At 42.8% G+C, this 26,719-nt stretch carries 30 protein-coding genes; 18 read left to right on the forward strand and 12 right to left on the reverse strand.

The window, feature by feature from the left end; translation table 11 throughout:
- Positions 1-76: 76 nt before the first annotated feature.
- Positions 77-1,825: a methyl-accepting chemotaxis protein gene (locus MHI41_RS02240; protein WP_342494502.1), complete on the forward strand. Its 1,749-nt coding sequence runs from the start codon at positions 77-79 to the stop codon at positions 1,823-1,825.
- 44 nt (positions 1,826-1,869) lie between these two features.
- Here the strand turns inward: MHI41_RS02240 and MHI41_RS02245 are convergent, their stop codons facing one another.
- From MHI41_RS02245 to MHI41_RS02255, 3 genes are read right to left on the reverse strand one after another with little or no spacing between them, the layout of a single operon-like run.
- Positions 1,870-2,736, reverse strand: coding sequence for an RnfABCDGE type electron transport complex subunit D (locus MHI41_RS02245; RefSeq protein WP_342494503.1), 867 nt, complete (start codon positions 2,734-2,736; stop codon positions 1,870-1,872).
- Positions 2,694-3,671, reverse strand: coding sequence for an FAD:protein FMN transferase (locus MHI41_RS02250; protein ID WP_342494504.1), 978 nt, complete (start codon positions 3,669-3,671; stop codon positions 2,694-2,696). Before MHI41_RS02250 ends, MHI41_RS02245 begins: the two co-directional genes overlap by 43 nt.
- A 15-nt stretch (positions 3,672-3,686) precedes the next feature.
- A complete protein-coding gene (locus tag MHI41_RS02255; protein WP_007498114.1) occupies positions 3,687-4,151 on the reverse strand; it encodes an FMN-binding protein in 465 nt (154 codons plus the stop codon).
- Between the two features lie 342 nt (positions 4,152-4,493).
- On the opposite strand from MHI41_RS02255, the gene MHI41_RS02260 reads away from it, so the two are divergent.
- Complete coding sequence (locus MHI41_RS02260) at positions 4,494-4,886, forward strand: RidA family protein (RefSeq protein ID WP_007498112.1); 393 nt, start codon at positions 4,494-4,496, stop codon at positions 4,884-4,886.
- Between the two features lie 43 nt (positions 4,887-4,929).
- Here MHI41_RS02260 and MHI41_RS02265 read toward each other — a convergent pair whose 3' ends face one another.
- From MHI41_RS02265 to MHI41_RS02275, 3 genes are read right to left on the reverse strand one after another with little or no spacing between them, the layout of a single operon-like run.
- Positions 4,930-5,172: a DUF2651 family protein gene (locus MHI41_RS02265; protein ID WP_019743142.1), complete on the reverse strand. Its 243-nt coding sequence runs from the start codon at positions 5,170-5,172 to the stop codon at positions 4,930-4,932.
- 31 nt (positions 5,173-5,203) lie between these two features.
- Positions 5,204-5,497, reverse strand: coding sequence for a DUF5316 family protein (locus tag MHI41_RS02270; protein WP_019743141.1), 294 nt, complete (start codon positions 5,495-5,497; stop codon positions 5,204-5,206).
- A gap of 25 nt (positions 5,498-5,522) precedes the next feature.
- Complete coding sequence (locus tag MHI41_RS02275; RefSeq protein ID WP_008347199.1) at positions 5,523-5,900, reverse strand: VOC family protein; 378 nt, start codon at positions 5,898-5,900, stop codon at positions 5,523-5,525.
- 184 nt (positions 5,901-6,084) lie between these two features.
- Between MHI41_RS02275 and MHI41_RS02280 the strand changes: the two genes are divergently transcribed.
- The 8 genes from MHI41_RS02280 (at position 6,085) to MHI41_RS02315 (ending at position 12,749) form a co-directional block, all read left to right on the forward strand.
- Positions 6,085-6,351, forward strand: a complete 267-nt coding sequence (locus MHI41_RS02280) for an excalibur calcium-binding domain-containing protein (RefSeq protein ID WP_019743140.1) — start codon at positions 6,085-6,087, stop codon at positions 6,349-6,351.
- A 117-nt stretch (positions 6,352-6,468) separates the two neighbouring features.
- A complete protein-coding gene (locus tag MHI41_RS02285; protein WP_008347194.1) occupies positions 6,469-7,224 on the forward strand; it encodes a Cof-type HAD-IIB family hydrolase in 756 nt (251 codons plus the stop codon).
- 173 nt (positions 7,225-7,397) lie between these two features.
- Positions 7,398-8,156: a 5-oxoprolinase subunit PxpA gene (locus MHI41_RS02290; protein WP_008347192.1), complete on the forward strand. Its 759-nt coding sequence runs from the start codon at positions 7,398-7,400 to the stop codon at positions 8,154-8,156.
- 24 nt (positions 8,157-8,180) lie between these two features.
- Positions 8,181-9,398 (forward strand): NRAMP family divalent metal transporter, encoded by a 1,218-nt coding sequence (locus MHI41_RS02295; protein ID WP_008347191.1) that lies wholly within the window; start codon positions 8,181-8,183, stop codon positions 9,396-9,398.
- Positions 9,399-9,402: 4 nt separating this feature from the next.
- Positions 9,403-10,194, forward strand: coding sequence for a putative hydro-lyase (locus MHI41_RS02300; RefSeq protein ID WP_136944935.1), 792 nt, complete (start codon positions 9,403-9,405; stop codon positions 10,192-10,194).
- A 19-nt stretch (positions 10,195-10,213) separates the two neighbouring features.
- Entirely contained in the window at positions 10,214-10,960 is a 747-nt protein-coding gene (gene pxpB / locus MHI41_RS02305; protein WP_050826965.1) for a 5-oxoprolinase subunit PxpB, read from the forward strand.
- Complete coding sequence (locus MHI41_RS02310) at positions 10,957-11,961, forward strand: biotin-dependent carboxyltransferase family protein (RefSeq protein ID WP_144740434.1); 1,005 nt, start codon at positions 10,957-10,959, stop codon at positions 11,959-11,961. The genes pxpB and MHI41_RS02310 overlap by 4 nt, the downstream gene beginning before the upstream one ends.
- Before the next feature lie 14 nt (positions 11,962-11,975).
- Positions 11,976-12,749, forward strand: coding sequence for an IclR family transcriptional regulator (locus MHI41_RS02315; protein WP_007498093.1), 774 nt, complete (start codon positions 11,976-11,978; stop codon positions 12,747-12,749).
- A gap of 34 nt (positions 12,750-12,783) precedes the next feature.
- On the opposite strand, the gene MHI41_RS02320 is transcribed toward MHI41_RS02315, so the two are convergent.
- Positions 12,784-13,419, reverse strand: a complete 636-nt coding sequence (locus MHI41_RS02320; RefSeq protein WP_024720223.1) for an FMN-dependent NADH-azoreductase — start codon at positions 13,417-13,419, stop codon at positions 12,784-12,786.
- A gap of 414 nt (positions 13,420-13,833) precedes the next feature.
- Here MHI41_RS02320 and MHI41_RS02325 point away from each other — a divergent pair, with 414 nt between their 5' ends.
- The 3 genes from MHI41_RS02325 to MHI41_RS02335 all read left to right on the forward strand — a co-directional run bounded on the left by MHI41_RS02325 (position 13,834) and on the right by MHI41_RS02335 (position 17,843).
- Positions 13,834-14,466, forward strand: coding sequence for a GDSL-type esterase/lipase family protein (locus tag MHI41_RS02325; RefSeq protein ID WP_017358492.1), 633 nt, complete (start codon positions 13,834-13,836; stop codon positions 14,464-14,466).
- A gap of 85 nt (positions 14,467-14,551) precedes the next feature.
- The gene (locus MHI41_RS02330) at positions 14,552-15,634 is read left to right on the forward strand and encodes a C45 family peptidase (protein ID WP_342494505.1); all 1,083 of its coding nucleotides are present in this window, start codon (positions 14,552-14,554) and stop codon (positions 15,632-15,634) included.
- Positions 15,635-15,755: 121 nt separating this feature from the next.
- Positions 15,756-17,843: a BglG family transcription antiterminator gene (locus tag MHI41_RS02335; protein ID WP_035390426.1), complete on the forward strand. Its 2,088-nt coding sequence runs from the start codon at positions 15,756-15,758 to the stop codon at positions 17,841-17,843.
- Between the two features lie 16 nt (positions 17,844-17,859).
- Here MHI41_RS02335 and MHI41_RS02340 read toward each other — a convergent pair whose 3' ends face one another.
- Complete coding sequence (locus MHI41_RS02340; RefSeq protein WP_041091156.1) at positions 17,860-18,471, reverse strand: class I SAM-dependent methyltransferase; 612 nt, start codon at positions 18,469-18,471, stop codon at positions 17,860-17,862.
- A 155-nt stretch (positions 18,472-18,626) separates the two neighbouring features.
- Between MHI41_RS02340 and MHI41_RS02345 the strand changes: the two genes are divergently transcribed.
- Both MHI41_RS02345 and MHI41_RS02350 read left to right on the forward strand, forming a co-directional pair.
- On the forward strand, positions 18,627-19,496 hold the full coding sequence (locus tag MHI41_RS02345; protein ID WP_281215845.1) for an SDR family oxidoreductase: 870 nt from the start codon (positions 18,627-18,629) through the stop codon (positions 19,494-19,496).
- A gap of 294 nt (positions 19,497-19,790) precedes the next feature.
- Entirely contained in the window at positions 19,791-20,213 is a 423-nt protein-coding gene (locus MHI41_RS02350) for a pyridoxamine 5'-phosphate oxidase family protein (RefSeq protein ID WP_008347166.1), read from the forward strand.
- A gap of 589 nt (positions 20,214-20,802) precedes the next feature.
- Here MHI41_RS02350 and MHI41_RS02355 read toward each other — a convergent pair.
- Complete coding sequence (locus tag MHI41_RS02355) at positions 20,803-20,985, reverse strand: hypothetical protein (RefSeq protein WP_008347162.1); 183 nt, start codon at positions 20,983-20,985, stop codon at positions 20,803-20,805.
- Between the two features lie 13 nt (positions 20,986-20,998).
- Positions 20,999-21,217 carry a hypothetical protein gene (locus MHI41_RS02360; protein WP_144610469.1) on the reverse strand — a complete coding sequence of 73 codons (219 nt, stop codon included), beginning with the start codon at positions 21,215-21,217 and terminating at the stop codon, positions 20,999-21,001.
- A 161-nt stretch (positions 21,218-21,378) separates the two neighbouring features.
- Here MHI41_RS02360 and MHI41_RS02365 point away from each other — a divergent pair, with 161 nt between their 5' ends.
- On the forward strand, positions 21,379-23,628 hold the full coding sequence (locus tag MHI41_RS02365; protein WP_342494507.1) for a hypothetical protein: 2,250 nt from the start codon (positions 21,379-21,381) through the stop codon (positions 23,626-23,628).
- A 74-nt stretch (positions 23,629-23,702) separates the two neighbouring features.
- Here MHI41_RS02365 and MHI41_RS02370 read toward each other — a convergent pair whose 3' ends face one another.
- A complete protein-coding gene (locus MHI41_RS02370) occupies positions 23,703-23,999 on the reverse strand; it encodes a DUF3817 domain-containing protein (RefSeq protein ID WP_008347156.1) in 297 nt (98 codons plus the stop codon).
- Between the two features lie 132 nt (positions 24,000-24,131).
- Positions 24,132-24,806 carry a GntR family transcriptional regulator gene (locus tag MHI41_RS02375; protein WP_035390688.1) on the reverse strand — a complete coding sequence of 225 codons (675 nt, stop codon included), beginning with the start codon at positions 24,804-24,806 and terminating at the stop codon, positions 24,132-24,134.
- A gap of 154 nt (positions 24,807-24,960) precedes the next feature.
- Here MHI41_RS02375 and MHI41_RS02380 point away from each other — a divergent pair, with 154 nt between their 5' ends.
- Complete coding sequence (locus MHI41_RS02380) at positions 24,961-25,782, forward strand: AraC family transcriptional regulator (RefSeq protein ID WP_046342692.1); 822 nt, start codon at positions 24,961-24,963, stop codon at positions 25,780-25,782.
- Complete coding sequence (locus tag MHI41_RS02385) at positions 25,779-26,711, forward strand: DMT family transporter (protein WP_008347149.1); 933 nt, start codon at positions 25,779-25,781, stop codon at positions 26,709-26,711. The genes MHI41_RS02380 and MHI41_RS02385 overlap by 4 nt, the downstream gene beginning before the upstream one ends.
- Positions 26,712-26,719 lie beyond the last annotated feature (8 nt).

The following is a 26,719-nucleotide window of genomic DNA, read 5'->3' on the forward strand; positions in this document are numbered from 1 at the left end:
GTGAAAGGGATTTTTCTATGACTTTTTTAATACTTTCCCCTGCATGACGATATATGTAGTAAGGGGGAATTAGAACATGAAAAAGAAAGCGTTTGCTTCGAGAAGTGTCTTTTTTCAATTGATGTCAGCCATTATCGTTATTACAATTTTAACAGGCGGACTTGTAGGAACAACGGGGTATTTTTTAGCGAAAAATGTCTTAATTGATGCAGGGAAAGCAGATTTAAAACACATCGTAAATGGAGCGATGGCCACTCTTGAACAATTGAACGACCGTGTGGAGAACAAAGAACTGACGCTTGAACAGGCGCAGGAACAAGCCCGTATTTACTTGAGCGGGCCTAAAAATGACAACGGCAAAGGGTACCAATTTCAAAAATCAGATTTTATCTATAAAAATAAAGGCTACCTTGTCGCATATGGAGCCGATTATTCATCACAGGTTCATCCGGTTAACGACATTGGCGTCATCCCAGATGATACGACAAACCGTCAAAAAATGGTCGCTGGAGCCACAGCAAAAGGCGAGGATGCACACTATATCACCTATATGGATAAAGACGATGCCACGGGGGAAGAAAAGCAAAAACTCGCTTATATGAACCAGTTTACACCGTGGAATTGGAGTATAGGAATCGCCGTATTTCAGGATGAATTTTATAAAGAACTAGAGCAGATGAAGCTCTATATTATTCTCATTACAGCAGGTGTCGCTCTTTTAAGTATGGGTGTCTTTTATTTGGCAGCCCGAGGTAAAGTGAGACTGCTTAAGCAAGTCACGGCTGCTTCAAAAGAAATTGCGGCGGGCAATCTTGAACGCACCAGCTTAAAAGAAACCTCGGATGAAATTGGGCAGTTGGCAAAAGGCTTTAATCATATGTCAGGAGAGCTTAGAGCACTTGTGAGCGGTTTGCAGGAAACGAGCAGCCAGCTCGTCGAATCTGCGACAGATCTATCCGCCATCTCTGAAGAAACATCCGCCAGCAGTGAAGAAATTGGCCGAGCAATTGGAGATATCTCAACTGGGACCCTTCATCAGGCATCAGACCTTGAGGTAGCCAATCAACAAATGACTCAGTTCAATCAATCCATTGAAAACGTCAAAGAACAAAGCGACCAGATCAAACGAATTTCAGACCAGTCGAACCAATCTTCCCAGCAGGGTCAGCAAATTGTCCAGCAATTAAAACAATCAAATGAGCAATCCATTCAGGCATCTCAAGGCATTCGATCAGGGATTGAGCAATTAAGTACAAAAGTACAAGATATTTCACAAATCACAGATACCATTGAAAGCATTTCAAATGAAACGAACTTACTGGCCCTGAATGCGAGCATTGAAGCAGCTCGTGCAGGAGAGCATGGCAAAGGATTCTCGGTTGTGGCGAGTGAAGTGCGGAATTTAGCTGAACAGACAAAGCAATCAGCTGTTCAAATCCAGCAGATGATTCAAGGCATTAAAGAAGAAACGACGTCTACAGCTGGCATGATGTCCAAAACAATGGATCGTTTTGCCGAGCTTGATGAAGCGGTTCACGCAACAGAACAAGAATTCAATTCCATCTCTACATCGATTTCACAAACCATCGTTGAAACGAATACGATGGCAAAAGAGCTGAACACATTACTGGAACAAAACGACCTCATCACAAAAGCGATGCATGGTGCAGCGCATATTTCTCAAGAAAATGCCGCTGCGATTGAAGAAATCACTGCATCTACTGACGAACAAGTCACCGCCATCTCCAATGTGGCGAAGGCAGCAGAAAGGCTCAATGAGCTAAGCATGCGATTGAATCAAGATATTGCACGTTATCGTTTATAAGGTATGGTCAAACGGACGTCGAAAAGTCGATGTCCGTTTTTTATTTAGACGACTTTCGTCCGTATTGCCCGTCGCTTTTGATTTGTTTGGTACGTTCGATAGGCTTTCCAAGCATTGGCACATAAAAGCCCTGTGAGTAAGTAAGATAAGCTGTTAAATAAATAGAAGTCCACACATGAAACGACAGCACACAGGATACCAAAGATGATTTGATCACGATTCTTTGCGGGTGAAGTAGGTGGATCAGTCAACATAAAGAACGCAAGGAACAAGACGGCATTCAAGTAGGGCGTCATAAAAGCAGATGAAGCATCCGTTAAGCCAATGAACCCCAATATGAGGTGAATAAGGCCGTATGCGGCTAGAAAGGCGAAAACTTGCGGGAACTTTTGTACGCGGCTTGTCACCAAATAACCGCCGACCATCACAAGGATTATGGTCCACCAAGGTAGAAGAGACATACCGCCCCACCAGCTTTGATTGGAAGAAAATAAAATGACTGAGAGCCATAAACCAAATGCGGCTGGATTCAAAATTGGTTTCTTTTGATAAGTGATGACATGCTTAGATAAAATGGCCGCTGTGGCTGTGAAAACAGATACAGCAAAAGAAGTGGCTGGACTTAGAACAATGCCAATAATCAGCCCTGTGAGCAGAGCTCCATCAGGGAATGTGTGTTTATTGTTTTTCAAAATCACTCTTGAAATAAAAACGTCAAGAATCAGTGCTGTCCCAATGCTAGTGGCAACTGTAGTGAGACCACTAAGAAATCCAGTGTGCAGACTCCCGGCGGCTAGAAGAATCAAAAGAATGGCGATGGCATACCGTTTCGGCGTCCGAATGTAAGTTTTTAGTGAAGGCGATGATTTCAACAGTGTTTGGTCTGTGGTTGATGCTGGCTGTAATTCCATGATTGAACCTCCTTCATCTCCGGTGTTAGGGTCATATCAGCATCTTGATCCACCATTACGGCAGGTATTTCATGTTCGGCTAAAAATGAATAACCCTCTTCTCGACCTAATAAAAAAGCAGCTGTCGATAGACTATCGGCGAGCATACCGAGTGGTGCAATGACGGTACAGCTTAACAAACTTTGTTCAGACTGTTTCGTTTGAGGGTGAATCAAATGGTGCGTATGAGGATCATAACGGCTGATCCGTTCATAGCTGCCAGATGTACAAATCGCACAATTAGTCGTTTGAATGACCGAGATGTTGGTCTGTTTGTGAATGGGATGCCGAATCCCAATTGTCCACTCTTCTTGTTGTTCGTTAAATCCAGATACCAACACATCTCCGCCAGCATTCATCATAAAGCCTTCCCATGCTTCAAGTTCTTTTGCTGCAAGATCGCATGCGAATCCCTTTGCAATAGAACCAAAATCCAAAATAAGCGGTTTGTTCAAATAAATCGTCCGATTCATCTCGTTTAACTGGACGTCACGGTAATGAACAGCTGTATGTGGTACGTCATGTGATGAAAAAGTTTTTCCTGTCGTATATAAACGATCGAATCCTTTTTGTTCCATGATTTTTCCGATGGTTGGATCATACTTGCCATTTGTTAACTCGGCTAACTCTAACGCATAGGCTGTTAAATCGAAAAGCATTTCACTGACAACTACCTCTTGCTTTGAACGATTGGCTAACTTCATGACTTCAGAATCAGAGCGGAAACGGCTAAAACGATGCTCGATATCGTAAAAAATGGAAAAGGCACGGTTGATGTCTTCTAAAACAGCCCGTCGATCTTCTTCATAGGCAACCACTTGAATATTGATAACAGTTCCCATAGCCAGCATGGATTTTTGAAAAGTAATGAGTTTTTGTTGTCCTAACCATTTCATCATAGTGTCTCCTCTCTATGCCTTTGCCTGCTCTAAAGCCTGAGCAACGGCTGTTTCAAAATCCTGAGTACTTAATGTTGCGCCGCTCACCGTATCTACATCAGCACTTTGTCTAATGACCACTTCATTGGGTAATGATGAAATGGAGCTTTGTCCGTATCTAGTGTTATCACTCGTAATCTCGACAGAAGTGATATTTCCTTGTTTGATGGTAACAGATACACTGATAGAGCCAATCTCATTTGATCCAGTACCAGAGAAAGTACCATCCTTGAGTTCAGTTTCTGAAGTGGTATCTTCTGTTTGAGTGGCGGTAGTATCTGATGTGAGAGATGTATCGTTTGAAGAAGCGTCTGCTTGTGTATTTGATTGTGCTGTCTGAACGGCTTGCGCGTGATGGGTAGTTGCATAACCAGTGATGTATAAGCTGCTGATGGCTGCGGTGCAAAGACTAATCATTTTCTTATTTATTTTTGCCATGATGTATCCTACCTCCTATTACGATCTACTATATAGAAGAAATTTGAACAAACCATGAACAAGAAAAGAACGATTTTAGATAATAGGCAATAAGAATCAAGATATTACACGTTATCATTTATTTTTGACTGTGGTTCATTTATCAGGTAGGATGAAATAAATCTAAACCTTGCTCACGCAATCAAAAGGAGTGTTTCGGCCATGAAAAAGAAAATATTGATGTTCTTACCTTGTGGCTACGGATACTCCACTGCTGTTTTCTTTTAGAATAGACAAAAATTGGTGAAGTCTGTCTACAGGAGGAAAAACACGCAGAAAAATCATAGTGAGTGAGGGATTTACATGGAAAAAATCACGAGAAAAAACCCGGAAAGTATGCCGAAACCCGTTGGCAACTACAGTCATATCACAAGGGTGCCAAAGGGTGCGGGGTTATTTGTGACATCAGGTCAAGTAGGGACAGGAGCGGATGGACAGATCCCATCAAGCTTAAACGACCAAGTCACCAATACGTTTGAAAATATAAAGAGAATCCTTGCATCAGAAGGATTGAATGAAGAACACGTCATCAAAGTCAATATTTGGGCAACAGAAGAAATTGATTGGGATCATCTATATCCACAGTGGGATGCAATCTTCAAAACGGCATATCCATCAATGACCGTTGCCTATGTGACTGCATTAGGGTGGCCAGAGCTGAAAATCGAAATAGAGCTATGGTGTGCAGATATTTAATCAAAAAAAGAACAGTGCAAACTGTTCTTTTTTTGATGAGTATTTATGAAACAACTTGGAATCGCTTTGTAATGAATGCACCGAGAAATGCACAGGCTGTGTAGATGATGACCCAAATGAGAAAGGTTTTATTTCCACCAATAGAGGTGAACATTAGAATCACACTCGCTACCAGCACAATCAATGTAGGAAACCAAATGTTCTTTAAAAACAATGTGCCGAAAATGCCAATCAGCACAGAGATCATAGGTAAACCAAATATAACGAATAAGACAAAAACAGCCATGTTGATCACTCCTTTGAACCAAATCAACTATTTACATAAAAACATATAATAGTGCAGCACCCATATGCGGAAGGGCAAAGATGATGAAAAGAAACGCCGTATCAAGACGAAACATCCGGTGTTCTTTTGTTTCAGAGTGATAGGCCGCTCGTGCCTCGTCCCCGTTGGTCCATGCACCCATAAGAAATCCAGACACGACGAATGCAATAATAGAGATTCCACCACTGACAAACCCAATCCATTCATGGTGCTGTAATATGAGCGCCGCACTGCAAATCACCAGCATGGAGCAAACACCAACAAAAAAAGCATGTTTCTTTCTCATTACGCTTCACTCCTTCGGACAGCTATTAGGAGACCGCATCACATATTTCAATGAAATGTCCATCAGGATCAGACACATAACTGACCGTTTGTCCCCACGGCTTCTTAGCAGGTTCCTTGATGACAGGTACCCCTTTTTCCTTCAAAGACGCAATGGTTTCATTCACATCATCCACAACAAAGCCAATCTCAAACGTTTGTGATGAGCTGACTGCCTCTGGAACAGGCAGCCCAAGTGCCTCTTTCACATCTTGGCGTGAATTAATCGATAGGGTGACTTCTCCTGTATCAAACTCAACATAGGATTCAACCCTCAATTTAATCGGGAAACCGAGGATATGATGGTAGAACTGAATACTTGCTTCAACATCGTTTACATATAGAATGGTATATTTCATTTTCATGTGGAAAGCTCCTCTCTTCATATACGTGTCAAAACCGGAAAGGTTTCCCACTCATTTTACCACATAGGTCATAAGATTCATTGAATTCCAAAAAAACCAATATTTTCACCTCAATCGTCTTGAAAAACAAAATGTGGTGACATATGATAAAAATGTAAAATGAGAAAAAATAGGGGGAACTTACATGTTAAAAAAAATCATGGTCACTGTCTTGTCTTTCGGTCTTTTACTTAGCTTTACACAAGTTGACACACACACAGCGGATGCAAAGACAGTCAAGTACAAAAACTGCAAAGCACTCAACAAAGTATATAAAGGCGGCGTGGCAAAAAGCAAAAATACGAAAAACAAAGGTGGAAAAACGAAGTACAAGCCTTATGCATCAAAAGCACTTTACTTAAAAAATAAACACCTTGACCGTGATAAAGACGGCATTGCGTGTGAACGTTAAAAAGACCTGTCACAAGGTCTTTTTTCTATGGGATCAAACTCGTCCCTTTGTGCCATCTTCATCTTTATATTAAAATAAAGATAGATTCAAAAAATGATACAAAGTGGGGTACTCAATTTGTCAACACAAGCTGATAAGAAAGACATCCGATTGATTGCCATTGATATGGATGGCACGCTGTTAAACAGTGAGCACGTCATTCCTGAGGAAAATAAACAAGCCATTAAAGAAGCAGAAGCCAAAGGGGTCCATGTGGTGATTAGCACAGGACGTACGCTGATGACATGCCGAGAGCTGGTCGAGCCGCTGAAACTCTCTTCCTATCTTGTCACAGCGAACGGAAGTGAAATTTGGGATTCAAACTTCCAGTTGATCGAACGAGAACTACTGCATCCCGATCACGTTCAGATGATGTGGGATCTAAAAAACAGATACGAAACCGATTACTGGGCATCTACTGTGGATAAAGTGTGGAGAGGAGAATTCCCAGAACGCATTCATGACCACGAATGGCTGAAATTTGGTTTTGATATTCATGACGATGCTGTTCGTGAGGAAGTCCTCCATACATTGAAAACAAATGGACAGCTAGAAATCACGAATTCCAGTCCAACCAATATCGAAGTCAATGCAGCAGGCATTAACAAAGCGGCAGCTCTTGCAAAAGTTGCAGAACGCATTGGCTGTACAATGGACAACGTCATGTCACTTGGCGACAGCCTGAATGATATGGCGATGATTCAAGAAGCCGGATTAGGCATCGCAATGGGCAATGCACAAGAAGTTGTGAAAGAAGCGGCTGATTGGATTACGGCTCCTAATACAGAGCATGGGGTAGCAAAAGCCATCCAGCATTGGGTGCTGTCTAAATAAATGAGTAGAAAAAGTGAGAGGATATGACCTCTCACTTTTTTTGTTTTCTACTAGTTCTATTGTTATATTTTCTGACAATTTCATGTGCAGTCTATCCAAAGTTGGTATAATCAATATAAATTCGAATATTCGGACTTTCTATTCCGCAATTCGGAACGACAAGGAGGGGTTCTATGTATCAAGTGGATATTAACTGTGATTTGGGAGAAAGTTTTGGTCAATACACGATCGGTTCAGATGAACAAATTCTTGAATATGTTACCTCAGCCAATATTGCATGCGGTTTTCATGCGGGAGATCCAACTGTGATGAGAAAGACGGTTAAAATGGCACTGGATAAAGGGGTCCAAATTGGTGCACATCCAGGTCTGCAAGATTTAGTCGGTTTTGGCAGACGTCCAATCGCGATCTCAGCAGAGGAGGCCTATGATCTTGTGATCTATCAAATTGGTGCACTATCAGCCTTTCTGAAAGCAGAAGGCGGTACGATGCAGCACGTCAAACCACACGGCGCCCTTTACAACATGGCGGCTAAAAATACTGAATTATCTGAATCAATTGCGAAGGCTGTGTATGATATTGATCCTAACCTTGTGTTATTTGCGCTGTCAGGCAGTGAACTTGCGTCAGCAGGGGAAAGAATCGGTCTTCAAGTGGCACATGAAGTTTTTTCTGATCGGACGTATCAACCAGACGGGACATTGACATCCCGCCGTGAACCTCATGCACTCATTGAAGAGGATGAAAGGGCAGTTCAGCAGGTCATCCGTATGGTAAGAGAGGGGAAAGTGCGGACAGTGCAAGGGGAAGATGTTCAGCTCAAAGCAGATACGGTGTGCATCCACGGAGATGGCAGTCACGCGCTTCAATTTGCAAAAACCATTACAGCGAAGCTAAAAGAAGCCACTATTCAACTCAAGGCCTTTCGATAAATCGTCATCAAAGGGGGAAACAGCATGAAAAGAGAGAAAGCCAAACAGATGAAAGCTCCAAAAGGGAACCGTTCTATGCTGATGGGCGCAGCCTTTTTAATGGCAACGTCCGCCATTGGACCGGGATTTTTAACACAAACAACGGTGTTCACACAGCAGCTCGCAGCTAGCTTTGGGTTTGTCATCTTGATTTCTATTTTGCTAGACATTTTTGCGCAAACAAATGTATGGCGTATCATTGCCGTCTCGGAAAAAAGAGGACAGGACATTGCCAATATGGTTCTGCCGGGTCTCGGATATGTGTTAGCCTGTTTGATTGTCATTGGGGGTCTTGCCTTTAATATTGGAAATATCGCTGGTGCGGGTCTCGGTTTTCAGGTCATATTCGGCGTCGATCCCCGCATAGGGGCTGGGGTCAGTGCAGTCATTGCCATTCTCATTTTTGTCATCAAAGAGGCAGGAAAAGCGATGGACCGATTCACACAAATCGCTGGTTTTGTCATGATTGGTCTGATGCTGTATGTGGCTATTTCCACAGCACCGCCAGTTGGAGAAGCGGTCATGAGAACTTTCGTGCCAGAGAAAATTGACATGTTATCAATTGTCACACTTGTCGGCGGGACAGTTGGTGGCTATATCGTTTTTGCTGGTGGTCATCGTCTGCTGGATGCTGGCATTAAGGGGAAGGATGCATTGCCGCAAGTGACGAAAAGTTCCATTTTCGGTATTTTGATCACATCCGTGATGCGTGTGGCTTTATTTTTAGCCGTTCTAGGAGTTGTCTCAAAAGGCTTACAGATTGATCCATCGAACCCGCCTGCGTCTGTTTTTCAATTAGCATCTGGAAATGTTGGATATAAAATGTTCGGGATTATTATGTGGGCTGCCGCCATTACCTCAGTCATTGGAGCAGCATACACCTCCGTTTCCTTCTTTAAAACCTTCTCACCAAAAATCGAGAAAAATCAACGAGGCATTATCGTTGGATTCATTGCGCTCTCGACCATTTGTTTTATCACGATTGGAAGACCTGTGAACATATTGATTTTGGTTGGGGCCATCAATGCATTGATCTTGCCGCTTGCACTCGGAACATTGCTGATTGCTGCCTATAAAAAAGAAATTGTCGGTGATTATCGCCATCCATTCTTTTTGACAGCAACAGGTGCGTTTGTTGTTGTCATCATGGCAATCATGGGCGGATATACCATCATGAATGAAATTCCAAAACTATGGAGCTGATCACATGAAAGCATATCAAACCTATAAGCCGTCACAAATAAGGGAATTGATTCGTAAGCAGAAGATCACAGGACCAACGGCTGGCTTTGCTGAGGGATTTGCGCAAGCCAACTTAATGATCGTCAAAAAAGAGCTGGCCTTCGATTTTCTTTTATTTTGTCAGCGGAATCCGGCTTCGTGCCCTTTGCTTGATGTGCTCGACCCAGGTGATCCAGTGCCAAGGCGTTCAGCACCTGATGCGGATATTCGAACGGATTTCCCTAAATATCGTGTTTACAAAAAAGGGGTTCTTCAAGAAGAGGTAACAGATATTTCTTCCTATTGGGAGGATGATATGGTGGGCTTTCTCATCGGATGCAGCTTTACGTTTGAGCATGCACTGATGCTGAATGACATTCCTGTCCGCCATATTGAAGACGGTCATAATGTACCAATGTATCAAACGAACATTCCATGTGAAAGGGCAGGTGTATTCCATGGTCCGATGGTTGTCAGTATGAGGCCGATCCCAGCGCATCAAGTCACAAGAAGTGTTCAGGTGACGTCTAGATTCCCATCGGTACATGGCGGTCCTATCCATATAGGTGATCCAGCTGTGATTGGCATTGAACATGTAGATCAACCAGACTTTGGAGAACCATCTGTGATCAAAGAAGGTGAAGTCCCGGTGTTTTGGGCATGTGGTGTGACGCCGCAAGCCATTGTCATGCACACTAAGCCAGACATTGCGATCACCCATGCACCCGGTCATATGTTTATCACAGATGTAAGAGATCAAAAGCTCGGTGTCCTGTAGAAAGAGAGGTGTCATAAGAGTGGCATTTTCAACGATAAAAGATACGATCACGTTCCACCCGCTAGGAGACGCAGCCATTGTCATCCAAGCCGGGACTGACATAAGTGAAGACATTCATGAGCGTGTGAAGCAGCTGTTTTCATGTATTGAACAGCATCCATTTGACGGATATGTGGAAGCTGTTCAAGCCTTTACAAACGTGACCGTCTTTTATGAGCCCTATAAGGTGTATCAATCTGCTCAGCTTAAGCAACGTGCAATCTCTCCGTATGAATGGGTCAAAGACTATATTGAAAACCTCCTTGAAGACAACTGGCAGGAGGGGAATCAGGCAAAGCGCCGGATCGTCGACATTCCTGTATGTTATGGAGGAGAGCTCGGTCCTGACTTAGAAGAAGTCGCCCGTATCAATGGTTTGACGCCTGAAGAAGTTGTACGTATTCACACATCCGGGACGTATCTTGTCTATATGATTGGGTTTGCTCCTGGGTTCCCGTTTTTAGGCGGACTTTCTGAAAAAATTGCAGCTCCGCGTAGAGAAACACCAAGAATGTCGATTCCGAAAGGGTCTGTGGGTATTGCGGGGAAGCAGACAGGGGTTTATCCGATATCTACACCCGGAGGCTGGCAGCTCATTGGACAAACCCCTTTATCCTTATTTCGGCCGAATGCTGAGAGACCTAGTCTACTAAAGGCAGGGGACGAGGTTCGATTTGTTCAACTGTCTGAAAAGGAATTTTTCAGCATGAAGGAGGAAGATCGTTGAGTATGCATGTCATCAAGCCAGGAATGTTCACCACCATTCAAGATAAAGGGAGAATAGGCTATCAGAAGTACGGTGTTTTAACGAGCGGCGGCATGGACCCGCTCTCGCTCCGAATCGCCAACATCCTCACTGGGAATCAAGAAAACGAAGCGGTGCTGGAAATCACATTAATGGGGCCCGGTCCAGTGTTGACATGTCAGAAGGATCAGCTGATCGCCGTGACCGGTGCTGATGTGGAGGTTGAGATTGACGGGGAACAAGTGCCTCTATGGAAACCGCTCTTCATTCGAGCAGGAAGCACGATCACCTTTGGCCCTTGTAAGAGGGGATGCCGCTCCTACCTCGCTGTAGCCGGTGGATTTGATGTTGAGCCGGTGATGAAAAGTAAAAGTACGTACGTCAGAGCGAAGATAGGCGGGGTAGAAGGGCGTCCGCTAGAAAAAGGAGACGTCCTGCCGATTGGAGAACCGTCACCACTGGCGGTGAGCCTCGTTCACATGTTAAAAAGCAAAGGGGAACGTGCGCCAGACTGGACAGTCAATCATGCTCATTTTTTGCCTCTCGGGAAATCACCAGTCATTCGGGTGCTGGCAGGGAGACATCTGTCTCATTTTCAGGAAGAATCGCAGCAAGCTTTTTTCGAACGGTCTTATCAGGTCACTCCCCAATCTGATCGTATGGGATGCAGATTGAAAGGAGAACCGATACGTTTAAAGCAAAAGCTTGAATTGATTTCAGAAGCGGTTGCTTTTGGCTCTATTCAAATTCCTCCTGACGGCCAGCCGATTATTCTGCTCGCAGATCGCCAGACGACAGGTGGATATCCCCGTATTGGTGAGGTGGCAACAGTCGATTTGCCGCTCATTGCGCAGGCGATGCCTGGAGCGAATCTCACGTTTCAACAAATTGACCGCCAAGAAGCAGAGCAAGCCTTATTCACACAAGAAGCAGAAATGAAGGACCTGACGGCAAGATTAAAACTCGAAGCATTTTCGTTTTAGAAAAGGTGAGAAACATGCAGAACACAAATAAAACCGTTGTGAAATCAATGGAGATATTACGGCTTTTTATCACACACGAACAATTAACGTTAAATGACATGATTGAGCTCTCGAGCATGCCCAAAACATCTGTACACCGAATGGCCAACTCGTTAGCCGATATGGGATTATTAGAAAAGCATCCTTCAGGTGTTTACCGATTAGGATTGATGTTCCTTGAATACGGTCAGCTTGTCGCCGATCGCCTCGATATCCGTAGAATTGCAAGGCCCTTTATGGAAAACTTGCGTGATGAGGTAGGTGAGGCTGTTCAGCTCATTATTCGTGAAGGAGATGAAGCCATTTATGTGGAGAAAATGGAAGGAACGCAGCCTGTCCGGCTCTATACCGCCGTCGGAAGAAGATCCCCATTATATGCGGGAGCTTGTGCGAGAAGTATTCTTTCCTTTTTGCCAGAGGAAGAGAGACTTGCCTATATTGATTCGGTAGAGCTCGGGAAAATTGGGATCGGAACCATTACCGATAAAGATGTCCTGCGAAACATGATCGAAGAATCAAACAGGCGCGGATATACGTTAAGCTATTCAGAGCTTGAAAACTATACTGCCGCTATTGGAGCGCCCATTTTCAATCATCACGGAGAAGTGGCAGCAGGCATTAGTATTGCAGGGTTTGAGGCCGGCTATCAAAAGGAACGGCTTCCTTATTTAATTGAGCAGGTCAAAAAAGCGGCCAGCGGCATTTCAAAAGAATTAGGTTTTGCATCTGAACAAATAAAAAGCCAATGACCGTTAAGATCATTGGCTTTTTGCGTGTTCATGATTAGAAAGTTTTACCTAAAGCTTTTGCACGTTCGATCGCATCTGCTTTAATTTGTTCTGCTTTTGCAGGCTCAGCATTGTGACCTTCAACAATAAGACCTTCGAAAGAAGGAATACCGAAGAAGTTTGCAATTGTTCCAAGGTAACGGTGACCTGCTTCTAGTTCAGCAGCAGGACCTTCAGTGTAATATCCGCCACGTGCTTGGATGTGTAGCGCTTTTTTGTCTGTTAGTAATCCAACAGGACCTTGCTCAGTGTATTTGAATGTTTTACCAGCTACAGCAACAGAGTCGATGTATGCTTTAAGAACTGGTGGGAATGAGAAGTTCCAAAGTGGTGAAACAAATACGTATTTGTCAGCAGAAACGAATTGATCGCTTAATTCGTTTAGGCGAGCAACTTTCGCTTGCTCTTCAGCTGAAAGTGTATCGAAGCCAGCACCAGATTGAAGCTTGCCCCATCCAGCGAATACATCTGCATCAATGTGAGGAATGTTTTCTTTGTACAAATCGATATGTACAACCTCGTCACTTGGATTTGCTTCCTTATAAGATTCGATAAATGCTTTAGCAGTAGCCATACTGTAAGAAACTGTTTCATCATGCGGATGTGCAGTGATGTATAAAACTTTTGCCATGTTCATTCAATCCTTCCTGTTTCAATGATTTTTTTAGCGTATCCCAAAGATACACTGAATATGTGGCATCTTTAATCATATTGGAATGCTATGAAAAAGATGTAACAAGCACAGTTACATAAAAACTGATATTTTCATTGTAATCACTATATAGTTTGAAGTCAAGGTATAAAGTCTTGAAATCAAGATAAAAAGTTTGTAAATTTTTCTGAAACGCTTCAAAGCTGCGATTTAAGCAAAAAAACCCTACTCCCATTGAACAAAAAATGGATCGATATCGCAAGTAAAGTGTTTGTAAATGCGCCCATCCTGCGTTTTTGAAAAAAAGGTGGATGCCTTTAAGCCATCTGCTACAAGCATTTGTTCTTCTTTTTCGTATATATAAGAGAAGGCAGGAGAGAGTGAGGGATAAGAGTGGGACGATCCTATGTTGCGATTGGAGATTCCTTAACGGTTGGGGTGGGGGCACGTTTATTTGGCGGCGGTTTTACGGAGCGATATGCGGCGAAGCTTGAAAAGAAGCTGCATATACCGGTGAAACTGTCCGTATTTGCGAAATCAGGGTTAACAACGGAAGAGATCTTGCAGCTTTTTCAGCGGTCTGATGTAAGACGGGCGATTGCTCATGCTGACATCATCACCATCACAGGCTGCGGGAATGATCTTGTTCAAGCTGTTCTGCAGTATGAAAAAGGGGAAGATGAAAAGACACTGCTGCAAGCGTCTATGCATTGTCAGGCGAATTTTAGCAAAATGGTTCAAGAAATCGCTCTGATAAAAAGAGGGCAGCATCATCCATACTGCGTATATTTATTGAATTTATATAATCCTTTTCCTGAGATTCCGATCGCCGAGAGATGGCTGAAGCAATACAACCATCACCTTCGCCAGCTTGCTGCGAATCCACATGTAGAAGTGGTGGATATTTACGGTGTATTTGAAGGACATCAAAGCGCATACTTATCGATTGATCAATTTCATCCAAACCACAAAGGATATGAAGCAATGGCAGAAGCGCTGTTTCAACAATCCGCTAAGCAACTGTGATCCCTCGGGATTGCAGTTTTTTCATTCTTTTAAATGAAGGGCTGTTTCGATATGATAAAAGAAACAAGACAAAAGAGGTGGATGCATGCAGGAGATGAGTGCGTATTTTCATGAATTGAAAGGAACAGCTTATGAGGTAGGAAAGCAGCAGGCTATTTGGCTGAAGGAGCGCCCTTTGCTTAAGAAACAATACATTCAATCAGAACCGTTATCAAAAGAGGCTGTGAAGGAAACAAAGCAGCTAATTCGACCGTTTCTTCCTCAGTTAGAAGAAGAGCTCTCGGGATTTTGTGATGAAATGCAAATAGATGAAAGCGATTTGACCTTTTTCTATTCTTCACATCTTCAGCCAGGCTGTTCCCATTGTGTGATGCAGGGGAATGAGGCTGCCAATCAACAGACGGTGATGCTGCGCAACTATGATTTTTCTCCGCTGTTTGATGATATGCGTCTTGTATCTACACATGTGAAGGGCACAGCAGTCCATACAGGCTCATCATTAATCTTATTTGGTCGATCGGATGGGATGAATGAACATGGTCTATCGGTGACATTTTCTGCATGCGGTCCGCCTATTGGCAACGAACCAGGCTTAAAGCCGCCGGCTGTTGCTGGCTTGCAAGTATATCATGTTATTCGTGCTGTGCTAGAGTCCTGTAAAACGGTGGAGGATGCCGTCCGTTTGGTACAGGAAATGCCCGTCGCGTCTAATGTTCATCTAATGCTTGCTGACCGGAAGGGAGAGGCGGCTGTGATTGAAATGATTGATGGGCAAAAAAAGGTGAGAAGGCCGGAGCGTGGATTTATTGCGGCTACGAACCATCCGCTTGCTGATCACACGGCAAAAGGGTTGACGAAACATCATTCTGTTGTCAGGTACGACATGTTAATTCAAGCTTTAGAAGAACAGCCGTCAAGCGAGTCTCTTACGGAACTATTTCAGGCAGAATACCCTGCTGGTCTGACTGTGCACAATTATGAAGAGCTGTTTGGGACGATGCGAACCGTCATGTTTCGGCCGGAGGAAAGGACGATGGAGTATTGCTTTGGCTCTCCCGTCTATAATCCTACCTATTCATTAAAGGTCGGGGGCACACTGCCATTTCATGAACAAACGATTCAATTTCATCAAAAGGATTATGGACCTTCCTTTTGGAAAAACGTGTGAGTCTTTCATTTTGTCACAGCCTGTGTGCCAAATTTAGATCAACTTCAGGTTGCATCAATTAGTGAAAGCGTTTTATATTAAAGTGTGACAATAGACCTATTTAAGCAGAAGGAGGCATTTCATGTACATAACGGCACGAGAACAGAAAGTGATCAAATATATGATTCAGCAAAATCGTTATGTCACCATTCGTGAGATCGCCGATTCTGTTCAGGTAAGTACAAGAACCATTCATAGAGAACTTAAATCCATTAAACCTATTTTAAAGAATTACAACCTATCACTTGATAAACAGCCGGGGAAGGGCTTGAAGGCGGTCGGTGAACAGGAAGACAAACAGCGGCTTCTGTCTCATATTTCAAATGAAGATCAAATTGAATATAGTTCTGATGAACGGAAGCTCTTAATCCTGTGTGCCCTGCTCGAAGCAAAGGAACCGGTGAAATTATATACACTTGCAGCCGACTTGCAGGTTACAAATGCGACCATCAGCTACGACTTAGATGAACTGACGGACTGGATCGCTCCTTACGGTTTACTGCTCATCCGCAAGCGCGGGTACGGCATTGAATTAAAAGGGCCGGAGGAAGCCAAACGAAAAATTGTCGGCAACCTGATCGTTGACCGTCTCGACATTCAATTATTTCTCGAAACGATTGAGATGAATATTAAACATCGAACGAAAGCGACTGAAAAGGTGTTTGGGGTAGTCAGTCGAGGACAGCTGCTCAAGGTAGAAAGGCTGCTCTTTCATTTGAAAAACAGACTCTCTCTCTCGTTGTCAGATAGTGCCTATATTGCACTTGTCGTTCACTTAACCTATGCCATTGAACGCATTCAAATTGGTGAAACCATTCGGATGGAAGAGGAAGAATTGCTTGAATTAAAGCGGACGAAGGAATTTGAATCTTCACTCAGAATCGCACGAGCATTAGAACGCATGTTTAATGTAGAGATTCCTGAAGCTGAGGTTGGATACATGACCATCCATTTGCGCAGTGCAAATCGAAGCTTTACGGCAGAATACCGCATTGATGAGATTGAGTTAGATATCGCGCTGAGAACGAAGAAACTCATTGACTTTATTTCTCATAAAACAGGCTATCATTTAAATGAAAACGATTCATTGTATGAGGGACTCGTGTCTCATCTTGAACCAGCTATGAACCGATTAAAAGAAAAGATGCGGATTTACAATCCGCTCACACAACAAATAAAAAAAGACTACTTCTTGCTGTTCATGGCGATTGAAGAAGGTGTGGAGCGCTTCTTTCCTGAGATCGAATTTCCAGAGGATGAAATTGCCTTTATCGTGCTTCATTTTGGTTCGGTGCTTGAAATTAAAAAAGAAGAAACAAAGATTCATGCATTGGTCGTTTGCTCAAGCGGTATCGGGTCGTCAAAAATGCTCGCATCACGATTAAAAAAAGAACTGCCTGAGATCGCCAAATTCGATCTATCTTCCTTAATGGAGTTAAAGGAAATCGACGCGGCGAGCTATGACATGATCGTATCAACCGTTCCGATCCCATATGAGCATATTGATTACATTATGGTCAGCCCGCTCTTAAACGAGGATGACGCAGTGCGGGTCAAGTCTCATATTAAACGAAAAATTCCTTATCTGATTGAGAAAAAAAGAGCGCAGGAATCTGCAAAAGAATCGGTGGAGGAAACGGTTGATATGATAGGAATGGCAGAGCAAATCACGAATTATATGTCAGTGATTCGCAGCATCTTGTCCCATTTTACAATAGAAAAAAAGAAGACAATGGAGCAGCATGAGACAACAATGAGAGAGCTGATGCGTCAGGTTGAAAGTCAAGGCTATTTAGAACGTGCAGACGAAGTGACAGCCGGTTTACTTGAGCGTGAGCAGCAAGGTGGTTTAGGCATTCCGGGAACTGAGTTTGCTCTTTTTCACTTAAAGCATGATCTCATTAAGAAACCGGTCTTTCATATCTATGATCTTGATGAGGCATACGAGATCAAAAGCATGGATGGCGGGCAGCAACTCATGTCCAGAATGCTCCTCATGCTGGCGCCGCTAGAGCTCGGCAAAGAAGGGTCTGAAATGTTTAGCCTGATCAGTTCATCCATCATTGAAAGCGAAGAAAGCATGGCGCTTTATGGACAAGGAACAAAGGAAGAGATTGAACAGAAATTACATCAACTTTTTTATCAATTTGTCAAAGAGGCAAAATGGTAAGAAAAAAGCCGAGAGCTTATTCGCTTCTCGGCTTTTTTGCTGTGACACAGACAGCAAGGGTGGGACGAATCTCTTCATATTCAACAGAAAACTGATCAAAACCAGCAAATTCTAAGTCATTGAGGATGCTTTCGCCCATTTCTTTTGTCCGATTGGCGTCCGCTCCTTTTTCTCTTGGCTGCATCACAATGACGAGTGTTCCGCCAGGTTTCAAGGTGTGATAAAGGTTGAGTGCGCCAGCCTTTGGGTCATCCCAAATCGTATAATTGTTAACAGAAAGTACTTTGTCATACTGATCTGCCGGCAGGCGTGTTTTTTCAATTTTTCCGACATACAGCCGGACCTGCTTCTCTTTGGATCGTTTCTTTATACGCGAATGCGCCTGTTCCTTCATAGTTGAAGAAGCATCTAGTCCATCAATGTGAAGATCGTCATAATGCTTGAGCATATGTTTGATGCTATAGCCGGGGCCATAGCCTATTTCCAATATGTTTTCACCATCTGATAAATCTAAATGCTGGATCGCCCATTGATTCAGTGCCTTATTTTCATTTGCCATAATAAAACCTGCGATGCTTCCGAGCCAGCCTTTTGGTCTGCTAAAGGTTTTAGAAATGGTTGACAGCATGTGAGAACGCTCCTTTTTTATGTTTATGTAACCGATTTTTCCCATCCTGAAACCTGTCAGTTTTCAAAACGCATTGATGAAGCATAGGGATGTTTGAGTGAAAAAATGAAGTGGTAATGAAAGGATACATCAACAAATCAAGGAGGAGCTTACACATGGATTTACGTGAATACTTAACAAATGGCATTCCGCGCCAAACGCAGGATCAGCAGCCAGGCAGTGAAAGAGAAATGAATCCTGCGCCGATCTATGAGGATGAATCGTATAAAGGGTCTGGTAAGCTAAAAGGAAAAGTAGCGCTGATTACAGGGGGAGACAGCGGAATTGGACGTGCCGTTTCTGTCGCGTATGCCAAAGAAGGAGCTCATGTCGCGATCGTATACTTAAATGAACATGAGGATGCAGAGGATACGCAAAAACGTGTAGAACAGGAAGGCGTCAAATGTTTAACGATTGCAGGGGATGTCGGGGACGAAGCCTTTTGTGAGAAAGCGGTAGAAAAGACAGTTGAAGCCTTTGGGAAGCTGGACATCTTAGTCAATAATGCGGCCGAACAGCATCCGAAAGAACGTATTCAAGATATTTCTAGTGAACAGCTTCACCAAACCTTTAGAACCAATTTCTATTCTTATTTTTATTTTACGAAGAAGTCACTCGATTACTTAAAACCGGGAAGTTCCATTATTAATACAACATCTATTAACCCGTATCGAGGCAACAAAGTGCTCATTGATTATACGGCGACAAAAGGGGCCATCAACGGCTTTACTCGTTCTATGGCACAGTCGCTTGTGAAAGATGGTATTCGGGTAAACGGTGTAGCGCCCGGCCCAATTTGGACGCCGCTCATTCCATCTACATTTGATGAAGACAGTGTCGAAAGCTTCGGGGCCGAGACGCCAATGGGAAGACCAGGACAGCCTGTGGAGCATGTAGGCTGCTATGTACTGCTTGCTTCGGACGAATCGTCTTATATGACGGGACAGACACTTCACGTCAACGGCGGTTCCTTTATGAATACATGATCAATAAACACGCCGCCCAGCTTTGATTGGGCGGTGTATTTAGTATTTCTTCCGATTCTTCTGTACAGATGAGACAGACCATATGATAATGCCCACAACAACCGCTGCAATAACAAGTGAACTCAAATGGAACATCGTTTCATGATGCATATTCAATTTCCCCTTTCAATGTATCCGTTTTTTATAGCATCAGCTAGAAGATGTCTTTTTATGAAAAACACATTTCTTTGTTTAATGAATGGGTTGTCGTGGAAACCTAAGAGTACGGATGACATTTTGAAGGAGTGAAGATACATGTCACAAGAAGAGTTAAAACAAAAGGTAATGAATTTATTAGACGAACAAAAAGTCGGAACATTGGCGACTGTTGAACAAGATAAGCCGCATACCCGCTATATGACTTTTTTTCATGAAGGGCTGACATTATATACACCAACAAGCAAAGAAACACATAAAGCTGATGAGATTGAAAAAAATCCGAATGTTCATATTCTCATTGGTTATTCAGGTGAAGGATTTGGGGACACATATGCAGAAATTGCAGGTAAAGCCACATTAACTGATGATCCAGAACTGATCGACCGCCTTTGGTCTGATGAGATGGAGAAATGGTTTAAAGGAAAAGATGATCCAAACCTAGTGATCCTTAAGATTGACCCAACCTCCATTCGTTATATGAACGAAGGAAACCGGACACCAGCAGAATTATCACTTTAACACTTGCGTAAGTTGGGGGAACGTGTTATAGTTTTATATTAAGTGTTGAAATAGCAAATAAATAAAGAAAGTAAACTTTCTTTTTTCTATGACATAATGAGAAGCAATAGAGCTTCTACTTGATAAGAACGAGACGCTGTCAAAGCGAACAAACTTATTCTTTTCCTTCTGCAACCGCCCCCCTATAAAAGCGGAAGAATGGAAAAAAGACGTTTTGATTTACAATTCACACTGGCACGGCTTCGGAGCCGTAAGGACGAATGAGAGGTAGGGCTTTCGTTGTCTTGTTATCCAGAACTTCCATGGCGTTTACTTTCAAACGTAGGTTCACTCGGAACACATATGACACACTGATATGATCGAATCTTAATTCATACACTCCGTGACGGAGATTAAACATTGATTATTTATTTGCATGAAAAGAGTAAGAAACGGGCTGCCATCTATTTGGCAGCCTTTTTACGTTTTAAACAATAAAATAGGAAAAAGGAAGAAAAAAAGCGGACACCGTCCGCATGACATCCCCTTTAACAGGATTCTCCGCTCACAATAGAACTGCTCATCGACAGAAAGAAGAAATGCTTCATCATCACTCACTTCGCCCTTTCTTCTGATACCTCCAAATCCGGCCAATAAAAAAGAACATCACCGTAAACAAAATAGAGAAGATCAACATGTCCAGCAGTGTCACGCCTCTATCTGGATGCACAACCCCAAACCAAACCCATTGAAGAACAAAAGAGATAGCAAAATAAAAGATGGATTCTTTCATGAAATTCTCCTTTTTACTTGTTTTTTTGACTGTTTAGCCACACCATCCAGATGAGAAAGGAACAAATGGCGCATGCGAGCAAAGTGACAGGCGGCAAGGTGTACCAGCCAGTCAGCCCCTTTACAAAGCACATATAAAAAAAGAAAATGGTAATAGATACGAGCACCCCTTGCTTGAACCAACGGGGAACACGCAGCCAAGCCGCTAGAATGATCGATGATAGCTTATCCATTGAGATAACATCCTTTTTTTTGAATCTGATTGGATTTTATCGTAAACAATCAAATATGTAAAATATGGATTTAGAAAGTTGGAATGGTATTCTTCTAGCATGAAACATTCTCGCTGCACTGACGTATAAGAAAAAGGAACTCCATGAAAGGAAGCGATCAAGTGAAAAGAATACCAGTGATTTTCCTCAGGTATATAGTCTTCTTTATTCCAGCGATCATTCTTAGTGTCTTGGTGTGGAACCATTACCAAGATGATTTGTCCGCAGGGAAAGTAACAGAGTATGACATCAAACGAATGTTTACATTCGATGAAGGAAAACGAGTGGTGAGTGCTGTATCAAAAAACCAGCAGCTCCATTTTGCAATGTATGATCCTCAATCAGGAAAAAGAATCAGTGAATGGACCACAGCAAGCGATTCGTTTAATGAAATGCTGCCATCCATTCAAGGGAACCATCTCTTAATTGCTTTAAAAAATAAAGACGAGCAGCTGTTGATCGAGAAACTGTCTCCTAGCGGAGCAAAGAAAGAACTCGTCAAGCAAAACTTACAGATTCCCTCATTTTTAAAAACGAATACATATCAATGGAATGGACGTCTTGTGTTTACAGGAGAAATGGAAGGCGCTGCTGCGGTCCTCGGTGAGCTAAAGAATGGTCAGTTTCATGTCCACAATCTCAACGAGCTGAAGCTGCCAGCAAGACCTGTTTCCATCGATGTCGTCATGAATTCTTTTAGAGGGCAGACCCCATTCCCTATGTTTGAATTGACTTTGAAAAATGACCAAAAGGCGTATGTCAGCGGAATCTCAAATGAGAAACATCAGCTTGGGGTCTATGTCTCCAAAAGTGCAGAACCGTTCAGCCTCATCGAAGATAAAGTCGTGAAGCAGCTGCAAAAAACGATCGGATCATCACAAAACGTGGCTGTCGCTGTCGAATCCAACTATCCAAAAAGACCAAGGAAAGTGAATGCAGAGGGAAGGCTTGGGAAAGTCGTCCCAACACCAAAACCGATGTACCAAACCTTTATCTACCAGCTGAATGAAGAAGAAGTTCTTCTTTTAGGCTCGACAGCAAAGGACGAAGCACAAGGCAAGCTGACTGGTTATATTTATAATCATCGCACGAATAAGGCGACGTCTGCCAGCAAGCTGTCTCAGTCGTTGTCATATGAATCTTTACAAAAAGAAGATCTCTCTTTTCATAAAAATGTGAAGAGCAATTGGCTCTATTATTCACTTGGCAACCAATTAACGGGGACATTTGAGGCGAAAAGCAAACAGCTAAAGGAATTTCCTTTGCAAAAGGTCATCTCAATCGAAAATGCCAGTCCAGCCCACCAAACGTCTGTTGACACCTTTATGCAATATGTCATGAAGGGCGGACCACTCATTCTCAACTGGGCGATATGGCTCTTTATCCCACTGCTGTTATTTGTGCTAGCGATCTTCCTGCCACCGATTTTGAGACTGGTGAGAAAGAACAAGATAAAAGACAGTGTCACATTAGAAGCCAATATTGTATCAGTCAAAGAAACGGGTACCTACATCAACGAACAGCCGCTGGTCAACATGCAGCTTCAATTTCAATATGATGGGAGAAATATCGAGAAGGCGGTTAAAACGGTTGTATCCTATACTCAGATACCGCAGCCGGGTCAGCGTATCGCCATTCTCTACAATCCGAAAAAGAAAAAAGCGATGCTCTTAAAAGAGGGTGACTTCTCGCAGCCAAGCGAGCCAAAGTTCATCAAAGGCGCTATTTTAAGAAACATAGAATCATATGGAACCGTAGGACGAGGCACCGTCTTATCACTTACATTTGAAGCAAATCAGGAAAGGTATACCATTCCGATGGTTCAAGCGGCTGGTTTTGAATTTAAAATAGGAGAAAAAGCCGATCTCGTCGACATCAGTGGTCAGCTGAAAATGGCAGCTTATGGCCATGAAGTGCGGAATCGATCAGGAGAAGATGTGACGTTAACAGGTACCATCCAGCGGGTGAAGCCATACCCAGTTACGATTCATGGACAGAAACCGATCATGCTAGATGTGACGGTTTCAAGCGGAGATCAGTCCATCACAAAAACGGTCAGCCAATTCATCCCTGATCATATGCAGGTTGCGCCAGGGACACAAATCACGATGCAGACAAAAAAAGAAGAGTTGAATAGAGAAATGGGACTCATGCAAGAGAAACAAGGAAGTGCAAAAGTGACCGAAGTGTCGTTTGTCGGGGTCATCGGCAATCTTCCGTTAGCGATCATTCAAGTCGAAAGAAATGGTGTGCAGTATGAGATCAAGCAGCCAATTGATCCAATTACTAGCGTATTGCCTGATGATGAATTATGGATAGCGTTTAACGACATGACACGTCAAGCAGCCATTGTGAAATATGCATCGATATAAAAAAGCGTTCCATTATCAGAACGCTTCAACATAAAGACAAAGGGCTAAAACGACATTCGTTTTAGCCCTTTTGATTAAGCTTTTGTATCATACTGGCGAAGCACCTTGTCATAGGCGAAGTTGCCGAAAGGAATGAATGCCGCAAAGAATCCGGCGATGGACCATTTCAAATGCCAGCGAACTTTAAATGTCACATATGCCAAAATGAGCATATAGATCACAAACAATGCGCCATGAAGAGAGCCCACAATGGTGACCGCCATCGGAATATCCGCAAAATATTTTAGAGGCATGGCAATTAAAAGAAGGGTTAAAAGAGACATACCCTCAATAAAACCCGCCTGTCTCAGACGGCTGATACTTGTATGCATATACAAATCCTCCTGTATAAAAGCTAGTTTCTCATCTTCTAATATAAACGAAAGATCGCCTGAACATGCGATAATCTACGAAAAATTCAAAATATGTTCAACGAATGCTTAAAAAATGGGAAATGACACGCATTACTTTTCGGTTGTTTCAGAGAGTACTTGCTTTAAATGCGCCACATCATGTATGAGGTGGTCTGTCATCGCCTGAACGGCTTCAGCAGCCCGGCGTTCTTTTATTTGAGTGAAAATGGCCGTATGCTCTTTTTGAATCGTCTCGGCCCGAGGCCCGCCGCTAAAATGAAAGATGCGGCAATAATGAATGAGCGCATTCACGTGATTTAATTGTTTAGATAAACGGTGATTGTGACTGGCTTGTATGATTGTTTGATGAAACGCTTCGTGTAACTGAACGATATCCTGAGATGGCAGCTGCTGTTTGATCGCTTCGTCTGCCTTCGTGAGCACCTGTTCAATGTCATCTATTTCTCTATCTGTGGCTTCTTTGCAGGCAAGCTTAACGGCAAGCGTTTCTAAAGCCATTCGGACTTGATAGAGTTCCTCGACATCCCGCTCTGTTAACGTATAGACGGAATAGCCTGATCGATGATCCGCGATTAAAAGCTCGTCTTTTTCTAACAGCCTCATCGCCTCTCTGACCGGTGATCGGCTTACGCCAAATTGTTTGGCAAGCTGTGTTTCATTGATGCGCTCTCCTGGCTGAAACTGGCCATCAAAAATCATTTGCTTCAGCTGTTCATAAAATTGCATGTGATACGGTGCTGGTCTTTCCATCTCGAATGAATTCATCCCATCATTCCCTCTTTTGTACATCATCTTTTGTCTCATGTTATCCAAGTTCTTCCCTCTAGGCAAGCCTGCATCGAAAAGTCAATATCGTACAATCCAAGAGAAAAAGGGTGTGCTACACTAATGATCAGCTCAGTGAAAAGAGGGGATCGACATAAGAATACTAGAGGAACGAACAGTCCATTTTGACCAGGACTTGCAAATAGAGGCGTATCGCTTTCATGCCATCATCAAAAAGTTCCCAAAACATTTTCATCCATACTATGTGATTGGATTTATTGAAGGCGGTCAAAGACGTATGTTCTGCCAAAATCAAGAATACATCATTGAAAAAGGAGATATCCTTCTTTTCAATCCGTACGATAACCACGCATGTGAACAATTTGATCACATGCCGCTAGATTATCGCAGCTTAAATATTGAACCAGAGGTGCTGGAGAAGGTCTTTCAGCACAAGCCGCATTTTAAAGCCCCTGTGGTTTCACAAAGTGAACTAGCAAAGCAATTATATGATCTTCATCAAATGATCACAGAAGAAGCTCCTGCTTTGAATAAACAGGAAGCCTTTTACTTTTTGATGAAGCAGTTGATCGAAACCTATTCTGATACACCAGAGGAAAAAGCATCAGCAGCCAATGCCAATGAACAAAAAGTCCAAGACGTACAGCAATATATTGAAACACATCTCACGGAAAATATATCGTTAGATGACTTAGGTGAGCTTGTGTCCATGAACAAATATTCATTGCTGCGTGCTTTTACAAAGTTCAGAGGAATTACGCCGTATCGTTATTTACAGACAATCAGGGTGAACTATGCGAAGGAACTTCTCGCCCAAGGAATGAAGCCAATAGATGTAGCTGCTGCCGCTGGATTTTCTGATCAAAGTCATTTGACTCATTTCTTTTCGGAATTTATTGGGCTTACGCCAGGGCAGTATCAGCAAATTTTTGCAAAGCAGGTAACAGCAAAATGAAAAATAAACAGCTTCTTGGTCATCTAGCAGCCATGCTCACCATTTTTTTATGGGGATCTACCTTTATATCAACCAAAATATTATTAACGGCTTTTTCTCCAACAGAGATTTTATTTTTTCGTTTTTTCCTTGGGTACCTTGCCCTGATGATCATTTATCCAGTCACCATGAAGGTGCAGCATAGAAAGCATGAAGGGATGTTTGCGCTCGCAGGGTTATGCGGTGTGGTCTTATACTATTTTTTAGAAAATGTTGCACTTACCTATACGTTCGCTTCGAATGCAGGTGTTATCAGCTCCGTTGTCCCATTTTTCTCTTTTCTATTGTCTTATTTTTTATTAAAAGATGAGCCGCTACATAGCCGGTTTTTTATCGGCTTTTTCATTGCGATGACGGGAATTGTGCTGATTAGCTTGAACGGGATGACGACATTCCAATTGAATCCACTCGGCGATGCTTTAGCATTTATGGCTACCATTGTCTGGGCATTTTATTCCATTTTATCGAAAATGATCAATCAATATGGCTACCATATTATTCAGGTGACAAGACGTGTCTTCTTTTACGGGCTGTTATGGATGATTCCACTGATCTGGCATTTTAAGATTCGTTTAGACTGGGAGCGGTTGACGAATCCATCGTTTGCCTTCCACTTGCTGTTTTTAGGCGTCTTTGCATCTGCTATTTGTTTTCTGACATGGAGCTTTTCCGTGAAGACGATCGGTGTGGTGAAATCGAGTATCTACATTTATGGCGTTCCAATCATCACGATGGTCATTTCAATGATCGTTCTCCATGAGAGATTGACCTTCATGTCACTGCTCGGAACAGCTCTGACTTTGGGAGGATTGCTTCTTTCAGATAAAAAAGGAGCAGGTAGAAAAAAACAGTCAGTCCCATTACAGTTGCAGAACAAAAAGGCGCTTTGATCAAAAAG

It is taken from the genome of Bacillus sp. FSL M7-0307 (assembly GCF_038627835.1).
GTDB classification, from domain to species: Bacteria; Bacillota; Bacilli; order Bacillales; family Bacillaceae; genus Bacillus; species Bacillus altitudinis.

Coding starts and splice junctions, on each gene's coding strand:
- MHI41_RS02350 (WP_008347166.1), top strand. CDS start 19,791: ATGTCACAAGAAGAGTTAAAACAAAAGGTAATGAATTTATTAGACGAA.
- MHI41_RS02385 (WP_008347149.1), top strand. CDS start 25,779: ATGAAAAATAAACAGCTTCTTGGTCATCTAGCAGCCATGCTCACCATT.
- MHI41_RS02265 (WP_019743142.1), bottom strand. CDS start 5,172: ATGGCTGTTTTTGTCTTATTCGTTATATTTGGTTTACCTATGATCTCT.
- MHI41_RS02255 (WP_007498114.1), bottom strand. CDS start 4,151: ATGGCAAAAATAAATAAGAAAATGATTAGTCTTTGCACCGCAGCCATC.
- MHI41_RS02330 (WP_342494505.1), top strand. CDS start 14,552: ATGCAGGAGATGAGTGCGTATTTTCATGAATTGAAAGGAACAGCTTAT.
- MHI41_RS02370 (WP_008347156.1), bottom strand. CDS start 23,999: ATGCATACAAGTATCAGCCGTCTGAGACAGGCGGGTTTTATTGAGGGT.
- MHI41_RS02295 (WP_008347191.1), top strand. CDS start 8,181: ATGAAAAGAGAGAAAGCCAAACAGATGAAAGCTCCAAAAGGGAACCGT.
- MHI41_RS02340 (WP_041091156.1), bottom strand. CDS start 18,471: ATGCTGTCAACCATTTCTAAAACCTTTAGCAGACCAAAAGGCTGGCTC.
- MHI41_RS02290 (WP_008347192.1), top strand. CDS start 7,398: ATGTATCAAGTGGATATTAACTGTGATTTGGGAGAAAGTTTTGGTCAA.
- MHI41_RS02335 (WP_035390426.1), top strand. CDS start 15,756: ATGTACATAACGGCACGAGAACAGAAAGTGATCAAATATATGATTCAG.
- MHI41_RS02345 (WP_281215845.1), top strand. CDS start 18,627: ATGGATTTACGTGAATACTTAACAAATGGCATTCCGCGCCAAACGCAG.
- MHI41_RS02240 (WP_342494502.1), top strand. CDS start 77: ATGAAAAAGAAAGCGTTTGCTTCGAGAAGTGTCTTTTTTCAATTGATG.
- MHI41_RS02315 (WP_007498093.1), top strand. CDS start 11,976: ATGCAGAACACAAATAAAACCGTTGTGAAATCAATGGAGATATTACGG.
- MHI41_RS02355 (WP_008347162.1), bottom strand. CDS start 20,985: ATGAAAGAATCCATCTTTTATTTTGCTATCTCTTTTGTTCTTCAATGG.
- MHI41_RS02280 (WP_019743140.1), top strand. CDS start 6,085: ATGTTAAAAAAAATCATGGTCACTGTCTTGTCTTTCGGTCTTTTACTT.
- MHI41_RS02320 (WP_024720223.1), bottom strand. CDS start 13,419: ATGGCAAAAGTTTTATACATCACTGCACATCCGCATGATGAAACAGTT.
- MHI41_RS02250 (WP_342494504.1), bottom strand. CDS start 3,671: ATGAAATGGTTAGGACAACAAAAACTCATTACTTTTCAAAAATCCATG.
- MHI41_RS02360 (WP_144610469.1), bottom strand. CDS start 21,217: ATGGATAAGCTATCATCGATCATTCTAGCGGCTTGGCTGCGTGTTCCC.
- MHI41_RS02270 (WP_019743141.1), bottom strand. CDS start 5,497: ATGAGAAAGAAACATGCTTTTTTTGTTGGTGTTTGCTCCATGCTGGTG.
- MHI41_RS02300 (WP_136944935.1), top strand. CDS start 9,403: ATGAAAGCATATCAAACCTATAAGCCGTCACAAATAAGGGAATTGATT.
- MHI41_RS02245 (WP_342494503.1), bottom strand. CDS start 2,736: ATGGAATTACAGCCAGCATCAACCACAGACCAAACACTGTTGAAATCA.
- MHI41_RS02260 (WP_007498112.1), top strand. CDS start 4,494: ATGGAAAAAATCACGAGAAAAAACCCGGAAAGTATGCCGAAACCCGTT.
- MHI41_RS02375 (WP_035390688.1), bottom strand. CDS start 24,806: ATGAATTCATTCGAGATGGAAAGACCAGCACCGTATCACATGCAATTT.
- MHI41_RS02275 (WP_008347199.1), bottom strand. CDS start 5,900: ATGAAAATGAAATATACCATTCTATATGTAAACGATGTTGAAGCAAGT.